The following is a 4671-nucleotide window of genomic DNA, read 5'->3' as shown; positions in this document are numbered from 1 at the left end:
AGGGCCGCGCGATGGCGCGTGCCGAGCGAGCCCGGCGTGCGCGGATTCGACGACAACGGCAGGATGCAGCCGGCGGCGACCAGCGACTCTTCGCGCAGGATCACAGCGCCGTCGTGCAGCGGTGAATCGGGGCTGAACAGCGTGACCAGCAGCTCGGCCGACACCTTGGCGTCGATGCGCGTTCCGGTCTCGACGAAATTGCGCAGCCCGACGTTCCGCTCGACCACGATCAGCGCGCCCTGCCGGCGCTCGGACAGGTTCTCGACGCCGCGCACCACCTCGCCCAGCACGCCGTAGCTGTCGCCGCGCAGGAACGAGCGGAAGTAGCGGGTGCGCCCGACCTGCGCCAGCGCCTGGCGGATCTCGGGCTGGAACAGGATCACGAACGCGATCAGCCAGACGGTCTTGAGGCTGTCGGTGATCCACTTGACCGCGATCAAATCGAGCTGCCGCGCGATCAGTCCGACGATCGCGATCACCAGCAACCCGACGTACATCTGCGCCGAACGCGTGCCCTTCACCAGGATCAGCAGCCGGTAGAACAGGGCCGCGACCAGCAGGATGTCGAGCAGATCGAGAAGCCAGATGCTGTGGACGGGTGTCATAAGAAAGTTGCGCGCGCGCGCCCTTCGACTGTATCAGATGCAGCGACCTCTCCCGAGCAATCTTCCGGCCGTCGCTACGCGCGCCGCGCCGCGCGCAGCGCGTCGGCCACGTGCACCGCCGGGAGCGTGGTGGCGACGTCGTGCGTGCGGATGACGCGGGCGCCGAGCAGCACGATCACGCCGGTGGCCGAGAGCCCGCCCTCGAGCCGCTGGTCCGCCGGGCGGTCGAGCACGCGTCCGATGAAGCTCTTGCGCGAGACGCCCAGCACCAGCGGGCGGCCGCCGGTTTCCAGCCGATCGAGGTTCGCCAGCACCGTGAGGTTGTGCTCGAGCGCCTTGCCGAAGCCCACTCCAGGGTCCACCGCGACGAACTCCTCGGCGATGCCGGCGTCGCGCGCCAGCTTCCGGCGCTCGGTGAGATGGGCGCCGACCTCGGCCACCACGTCGTCGTAGCGCGGATCGTTCTGCATGGTGGCGGGCGTCCCACGCATGTGCATCAGCACCACGCCGGCGCCACTCTTGGCCACCAGCGGCGCCATGGCGGGGTCGCCGAGCGCCGAGGTGTCGTTGACCACGTGGCAGCCGAGCTCGAGCGCCCGGTGCGCCACCTCGGCGCTCGACGTATCCACCGACAGGCAGGCGTCGGGCGCGTCGCGGCGCAATCCTTCGATCACGGGCGAAAGCCGCCGCCACTGCTCTTCGGCCGGCACCGGTGCGGAGCCGGGCCGCGTGCTCTCGCCGCCCAGGTCGAGCAGGTCGGCGCCGTCGGCCAGCAGTTGCTTCGCGTGCGCCAGCGCCGCCGCGGGCTCGGCGTAGCGCCCGCCGTCCGAGAACGAGTCGGGCGTCACGTTGACGATCCCCATCACCAGCGAGCGCGTCGTGAGATCGAAGACGCGCTCGCGGCAGCGCCAGATCACTTCGTCAGATGTTCGCGCAGCCGCCGGATCTGCGCGGCGTGATTGTGGGCGTGGACGCCGTAGATCTCGAGCCACACGCCCGCGGTGTAGAGCCCGTGCTCGCTGTGCCAGCCGCGCAGCTGCCAGTCCTCATCGCTCATGCTCTCGATCAGCTGCATCGTGGTCGCCCGCGCGCAGCGGAACGCCTCGAGCGCCGGCTGGATGTCACGCAGGTTGTAGCGCAGCAGGATCGCGTACTTGTCCTGGTCGTAGCCCTGGATCACCGGGTATTCCTCGGTGAGCAGCTTGCGCAGCCGCTGGGCGCTGATGGTTTCGCTGTCGGCCAGGTGGTGCACGATCTCGCGCGCGCTCCATTTTCCCGGGATCGGATGCGCCGAGAGCGAATCCTCGGGAAAGCCCTTCAGGGCCTGCACCACTTCGTCGTATCCGGAGGCGTACTGCTGGATCAATTGCTGGCGCTTCTCGGGGCTCATCGGGGAGCAACTCCTGTCGGGGATCGCGGTTTGGCGCGTTGACCTGCGCGATGCCGGATGGTAGCACTTACCGATCTTTTCGCCTGTTACCGGGCGCGCCCGGTGGTTTCCAGACCACGCGACCGGGCGAGATGCCTTCTCCGATCGGGAAAATCAAGGAGGCCGTGTCAATGGCCCGTTGTAGGCGTGCGTTCGGATTCACGCTGGCGGCCCTGGCGCTCTATGCACTTCCCGTATCGGCGCAGATCGTCGGCCGCCCGTTCGAGCTCTCGGGCGGCATCGGCTATTTCGCCCCCGACGTGAGAGCGCGCATGCAGAATGGGCCTGCCTACAACGGCGGCATCGCCTGGCGTTACCTGCACTCGCTGAGCCTCGAGGCCGAGGGCACCTGGGCGCCCTCCAAGCAGGATACGGTTCCCCACTTCGACCACAATTTCACCTACCTGAGCGCCGATTTGCGCTGGAATCTGCGCCCGGCCGATGAGCGCCTGGTGCCGTTCCTGTTGGGCGGCGTCGGCTACGGGCTCTCCAGCACCATCGGCGGCCCGCCGCCCGACAAACTGTCGCGGGGCGCGCCCTCGATCGGCGCCGGCGCTCTGGTCAACCTCGGCAATCAGCGCCGCTACCTGCGCTTCCAGGTGCGCGACGTCATGTTCCGCGAGCGCGAGCAGACCGAATTCAGCAACCACATCGCGATCACCGCCGGGTTGCAGCTCGTCTTCGGCGGCAAGGAGAAGGACCTCGATCTCGACGGCGTGCGCGACTGGCTCGACAAGTGCCCGAACACGCCGGTCGGCGCTACGGTGGACGCCACCGGCTGCCCGAAGGATTCCGACGGCGACGGCGTGCTCGACGGCCTCGACAAGTGTGCCGACACGCCGCACGGCTGCAAGATCGACAGCAAGGGCTGCCCGCTCGACGCCGACGGCGACGGCGTGTGCGACGGAATCGACACCTGCCCCGACACGCCCAAGGGCGCGACCGTGGACGCCACCGGCTGCCCGAAGGATTCCGACGGCGACGGCGTGCTGGACGGCATCGACAAGTGCCCGAGCACCCCCAAGGGCTGCATCGTGAACATGGAAGGCTGCCCGGCCGACGCCGACAGCGACGGCGTGTGCGACGGCGTCGATCAGTGCCCGAACACCCCGGCCGGCTTCCGGGTGGACGCCAACGGCTGCCCGATCGAAGTGAGCGAGCACGAGGTTCAGCTGCTCGACACCGGCTCGATCCGCATCCAGAACATCAACTTCGACACCGGCAAGGCCAGCATCAAGCCCGAGTCGTACGCGGTGATCGACACGGTGGCGCGCATCCTCCAGCAGTACCCGACGCTGCAGATCGAGGTCGGCGGCCACACCGACAGCCGCGGCAGCGATTCGCTCAACACCGTGCTGTCGCAGGCGAGGGCGGATTCGGTGCTGAACTACCTGAAGACGTTCAAGGGTCTCGACGCGTCGCAGTACACATCGAGGGGCTACGGCTCGAACAAGCCGATTGCGCCCAACACCACCGATCTCGGCCGCGCCAAGAATCGCCGCGTCGAGTTCAAGGTGCTGAACGTGGACAAGCTCCGGATCGAGAGCACGCGCCGCCACTACCTGATGAAGGGCGAGATTCCGCCGGGAGCGGCGCCCGCGGATACAACCAAGAAGCCCTGACGCCGCATGGAGTGGCGGCGTGAGGGCTTCGTGCTCAGCGACGATCCGGCGCGCGTCGATCTCGACGTGGTGCACGGCTTCCTCGCTTCGTGCTACTGGGCGCAGGGGATTCCGCGCGAGGTGGTCGAACGCTCGGTACGGGGCGCGCTCAACTTCTCGCTGTGGACCGAGCCGGGCTTCGCGGGCCCGCGGCAGATCGGCTTCACGCGCGTGGTCTCGGACCTGGCGACCGTCGCCTACGTCGGCGACGTGTTCGTGCTCGAGGAATTCCGCGGGCGCGGGCTCTCGAAGTGGATGATGCAGGTGGTGGTCGAGCACCCGCGGCTCCAGGGCCTGCGCCGCTGGATCCTGCTCACGCGCGACGCTCACCGGCTCTACGAGTCGGTCGGCTTCCGATCGCTCGCGGCGCCCGAGCGCTGGATGGAGCGCTGGGATCCGGAGGTGTACCGGGGCGGGTGAGGCGGGCCGGGCGCCGCCCCGGCCGGCGACGTTGAGACGGAGTGGCCATCCCCATTATTCTCCTCCGGCTCCATGACCCAGGCCCAACTCGTCCTCGAAGACGGCCGCGCGTTCACCGGCCAGCGGTTCGGCGCGCTCACCGACACCGAAGGTGAAGTGGTTTTCAACACTTCGATGACCGGCTATCAGGAGATCCTGGGCGATCCCTCCTACGCCGGTCAGATCGTGGTCATGACCTACCCGATGATCGGGAACTACGGCATCGCTGCCGAGGACTTCGAGTCGCGCCAGCCGTTCCTGAAAGGTCTGATCGTCAAGGAGCCGAGCCGCATCGCCAGCAACTGGCGCAAGCAGCGCACACTCGACGACTACCTCGAAGCGCACGGTGTGCCGGGCTTCTGCGATCTCGACACCAGGGCGCTGGTGCGCCATCTGCGCACTCACGGCTCCAAGCGCGGCGTCATCGGCGATTCCGCGACGCCGGTCGAGCAGCTGGCCGAGCGCGCGCGCGCCGTGCCCTCGATGGCGGGTTGCGATCTCGCGCAGGCGGTGACGC

The 4671-nt window shown here is 68.4% G+C and carries 6 protein-coding genes; 3 read left to right on the top strand and 3 right to left on the bottom strand.

Annotated features, from left to right (window positions below):
• The 3 genes from cdaA to VMJ70_15910 form a co-directional block, all read right to left on the bottom strand.
• The coding region (gene cdaA, locus VMJ70_15920; GenBank protein HTO92619.1) for a diadenylate cyclase CdaA at window positions 1–605 on the bottom strand (605 nt) is incomplete at its 3' end.
• Between the two features lie 74 nt (window positions 606–679).
• Window positions 680–1522, bottom strand: a complete 843-nt coding sequence (folP, locus tag VMJ70_15915; protein HTO92618.1) for a dihydropteroate synthase — start codon at window positions 1520–1522, stop codon at window positions 680–682.
• Window positions 1519–1995: a DinB family protein gene (locus tag VMJ70_15910; GenBank protein ID HTO92617.1), complete on the bottom strand. Its 477-nt coding sequence runs from the start codon at window positions 1993–1995 to the stop codon at window positions 1519–1521. The genes folP and VMJ70_15910 overlap by 4 nt, the downstream gene beginning before the upstream one ends.
• A 170-nt stretch (window positions 1996–2165) precedes the next feature.
• Between VMJ70_15910 and VMJ70_15905 the strand changes: the two genes are divergently transcribed.
• From VMJ70_15905 to VMJ70_15895, 3 genes are all read left to right on the top strand, one after another.
• Window positions 2166–3656, top strand: coding sequence for an OmpA family protein (locus VMJ70_15905; protein HTO92616.1), 1491 nt, complete (start codon window positions 2166–2168; stop codon window positions 3654–3656).
• A 6-nt stretch (window positions 3657–3662) separates the two neighbouring features.
• Complete coding sequence (locus tag VMJ70_15900; protein ID HTO92615.1) at window positions 3663–4115, top strand: GNAT family N-acetyltransferase; 453 nt, start codon at window positions 3663–3665, stop codon at window positions 4113–4115.
• Between the two features lie 72 nt (window positions 4116–4187).
• On the top strand, window positions 4188–4671 hold a 484-nt coding region (locus tag VMJ70_15895; protein ID HTO92614.1), incomplete at its 3' end, for a carbamoyl-phosphate synthase domain-containing protein.

This window comes from Candidatus Sulfotelmatobacter sp., assembly GCA_035498555.1.
Lineage (GTDB): Bacteria > Eisenbacteria > RBG-16-71-46 > RBG-16-71-46 > RBG-16-71-46 > DATKAB01.
Note: the sequence above shows the minus strand (reverse complement) of the source record. Positions and strands in the feature narration are given on the sequence as shown.

Excerpts from the sequence above, each read along its gene's own strand:
- VMJ70_15910 (HTO92617.1), bottom strand. The coding sequence starts at position 1,995 with ATGAGCCCCGAGAAGCGCCAGCAATTGATCCAGCAGTACGCCTCCGGA.
- VMJ70_15905 (HTO92616.1), top strand. The coding sequence starts at position 2,166 with ATGGCCCGTTGTAGGCGTGCGTTCGGATTCACGCTGGCGGCCCTGGCG.
- VMJ70_15900 (HTO92615.1), top strand. The coding sequence starts at position 3,663 with ATGGAGTGGCGGCGTGAGGGCTTCGTGCTCAGCGACGATCCGGCGCGC.